We start from the raw sequence: 2411 nt of genomic DNA, 5'->3' as shown, positions 1-2411 counted from the left end.
GGCGCCGTCGCCGCCGACGTAGGTGATGCCGGTGATCGCCGCCCCCGGCGGGTCGACGCCCAGGCGCTGGACGGCCGCCAGCGCCCCGGGCATCAGCCCCTCGCCGCAGGCCTTGTCGACCGGGCCGTCCCGGGGCTCGACGAGGACGACGTCGAGGCCCGCGGCGGCCGCCTCGATCGCGGCGGCCAGGCCGACCGGCCCGCCGCCGACGACCGCGAGGTCCCTCACGAGCGGGGCGCCACCAGCGCGCGCAGCGCGGCCTCCTCGGCCGGGATGCGGTAGCGCAGCAGCAGCACCGCGTTGAGCGCGGTGAAGACCACGGCGGTGACCCAGGCGGTGTGCACCAGCGGCAGGGCCAGGCCCTCCGCGGCCACGACGACGTAGTTCGGGTGGCGCAGCCAGCGGTAGGGCCCACCGGTGACGCGCGGCATGCCCGGCACCACGACGACCCGGGTGTTCCACTGCCGGCCCAGCTCGACCATGCACCACAGGCGCACGACCTGGGTGACCACGAGCACCGCGAGCATGCTCCAGCCGAGCACCGGCACGAACGGGCGGTCGGCGACGACCACCTCGGCCAGCGCGCCGAGGAGCAGGCCGGTGTGCAGGGCGGCCATCGCCGGGAAGTGGCCCTGGCCCTCCTCGAAGCCCCCTCGCTCCAGCGCCCACCGGCGGTTGGACGCCGAGACCACGAGCTCGACCCCGCGCCACAGCGCGACCGCTCCGAGCAGGACGGCGTACCAGGTGACGCTGCTCATCGGTGCGCCCTCACCACTCCAGGAGGACGAGCTCGGCGCAGAACCCCGGGCCCATCGCGAGCATCACGCCGCGCTCGCCCGCGGCGGGCGGCTCCTCCAGGTGCGCGGCGAGCACGTGCAGCACCGACGACGACGAGAGGTTGCCGCGCTCGGCGAGCGAGGCCCACGAGCGGTCCAGGGCGCCGTCGGGGAGGTCGAGGGCGCGCTGGACGGCGTCGAGCACCTTGGGCCCACCGGGGTGGGCCAGCCAGCGCGCGACGTCGGCGCTGTCGAGGTCGGCCGAGGCCAGGAAGCCCTTGACGTCGTCGGCCAGGTGCGCCTCGACGACGTCGGCCACTGACGCCGAGAGCACGATCTTGAAGCCGGTGCCGCCGACGTCCCAGCCCATCACCCCGGAGGTGTCGGGGTAGAAGCGGCTGCGGGTGGACACCACGCGCGGTCCGTCCAGGCCCAGGGCCGCGGCGCGCCGCTCCCCCACGAGGACGACGGCCGCCGCGCCGTCGCCGAAGAGCCCGGAGGCGACGAGGTTGGCGGTGGAGGTGTCGTCGCGCTGCACCGTCAGGGAGCACAGCTCCACGCTGAGCAGCACCGCGACGTCGTCCGGGTGGCCCTCGAGGTGGTCGTGGAGCCGGGCCAGGCCCGCGACGCCGGCCACGCACCCCAGCCCGAACACGGGGATCCGCTTGACGTCGGGGCGCAGGCCCAGCGGCCCGACCAGCCGGGCGTCCAGCGACGGAGCGGCCACGCCGGTCACGGTCGTGGACAGGACGACGTCGACGTCGGTGGGCGCGAGCCCGACCTGCTCCAGCGCCGTGCGCACCGCCCGCTCGCCGAGCTCGACGCCGACCCTCAGGAACGCGTCGTTCGCCGCCGTGAACCCGTCCAGCGCGGCGTACTCCTCCACCGGGAGGGCGAGGCTGCGGGTGCTGACGCCGCTGTTGCGGTGCAGGCGCTGCATGAGGGCCCGCCGGTCCGGGGCCAGGCCGCCGACCGGGGAGACCAGGTCGAGGAGCATCGCGGTGATCTGCTCCTGCGGGTAGGAGCGCTCGGGCACCACGGGAGCGACCGAGACCAGGCGGCTCACCTGGTGCCCCCGGGAGCGCGGGCGACGACGTCGTGGCGGGGCACGTGCGCATCCTGACCCCTGGGGGCGCCCCGCGGCGACCCGGGTGGCCGGTCGGAGCCGGTCCGCGTCCCGGTCCGCGTCCCGGTCCGCGTCCCGGTCGGCGTCCCGGTCAGCCCAGGCCGCACCGGTCCAGGAGCACGGCGGTCGCCGGGGCGCGCTGGTCCTGCGGCACCCACTGGAGCACCGGCACCACCTCCGCGCCGTCCAGGGCGACCGCGAGGACGGGGGCGAAGCCCCGCTTGTCCTCCGCGACGGCGTGCGGGTCGCACCGCGCCGGCTCCCAGCGCACCACGACGTCGCGCGACTCCCCCGGCCCGAGCTCCACCGGCAGCGCGGCGGGGTCGGCGAGGCGCAGCGAGAACAGCGGGGTGGGAGCGAGGGACTCCACCCTCGCGCGGTGCCCGGGGGCGACGGGGCCGAGGTGGAGCACGGCCTCGGCCGCGGGGCCGCCCTCGGTCGACGTCGTGCGCCAGGTCGGGTCCCACGCCGCGGGCAGCGCGGCGGCGACCGCCTCGGCCTGGCACACC

General features: G+C 77.1%; 3 protein-coding genes and 1 pseudogene. All 4 read right to left on the bottom strand.

Going from position 1 to position 2411, the window contains the following annotated elements; genetic code table 11:
- A partial coding sequence (locus AC5FZL_RS16460; protein ID WP_493619956.1) for an FAD-dependent oxidoreductase occupies positions 1-228 on the bottom strand: 228 nt, incomplete at its 3' end.
- Positions 225-758, bottom strand: a complete 534-nt coding sequence (locus tag AC5FZL_RS16455) for an isoprenylcysteine carboxyl methyltransferase family protein (RefSeq protein ID WP_493619955.1) — start codon at positions 756-758, stop codon at positions 225-227. The genes AC5FZL_RS16455 and AC5FZL_RS16460, both read right to left, overlap by 4 nt.
- Positions 759-768: 10 nt before the next feature.
- Positions 769-1842, bottom strand: coding sequence for a type III polyketide synthase (locus AC5FZL_RS16450; RefSeq protein WP_493619954.1), 1074 nt, complete (start codon positions 1840-1842; stop codon positions 769-771).
- A 151-nt stretch (positions 1843-1993) separates the two neighbouring features.
- A pseudogene (locus AC5FZL_RS16445) lies at positions 1994-2411 on the bottom strand (hypothetical protein); the annotation flags it as partial.

It is taken from the genome of Quadrisphaera sp. DVD1 (genome assembly GCF_058932755.1).
Note: the sequence above shows the minus strand (reverse complement) of the source record. Positions and strands in the feature narration are given on the sequence as shown.

What these genes read in the sequence shown, in the direction of transcription:
- AC5FZL_RS16455 (WP_493619955.1), bottom strand. Translation starts at nt 758, where the DNA reads ATGAGCAGCGTCACCTGGTACGCCGTCCTGCTCGGAGCGGTCGCGCTG.